At 65.2% G+C, this 305-nt stretch carries 1 pseudogene; it reads right to left on the reverse strand.

The window, feature by feature from the left end:
* Positions 1-305: pseudogene (locus EE949_RS02610) on the reverse strand (ATP-dependent helicase HrpB); the annotation flags it as partial.

Raw genomic sequence — 305 nt, forward strand, 5'->3', positions numbered from 1 at the left:
CTGCTGGTTGACCCGACGAATCTCGGCCTGCCCCGGCAGAAAGACCAGCAGGCTGCCAGACTCGCTGCCCAGCGCATCCAGCACCGTCTGCACGACTCGCGGTTCGACAAACTCACCGGGCTGAAAAGGACGCCCCCACTGCATCGTCACCGGAGACATACGCCCGTCGCTGCGCACGACCGGCGCATCGTCCAGCAACGCCGCCAGCCGCTCGCCCTCCAGCGTTGCCGACATCAGCAGAATCTTCAGCGGCTGATCGTCGCGAAGCAGCTCACGGCCGTTAAGACTCAGGGCCAGTGCCAGAT

The sequence above is a fragment of the Pseudomonas viridiflava genome, assembly GCF_900602065.1.
Classification (GTDB): domain Bacteria; phylum Pseudomonadota; class Gammaproteobacteria; order Pseudomonadales; family Pseudomonadaceae; genus Aquipseudomonas.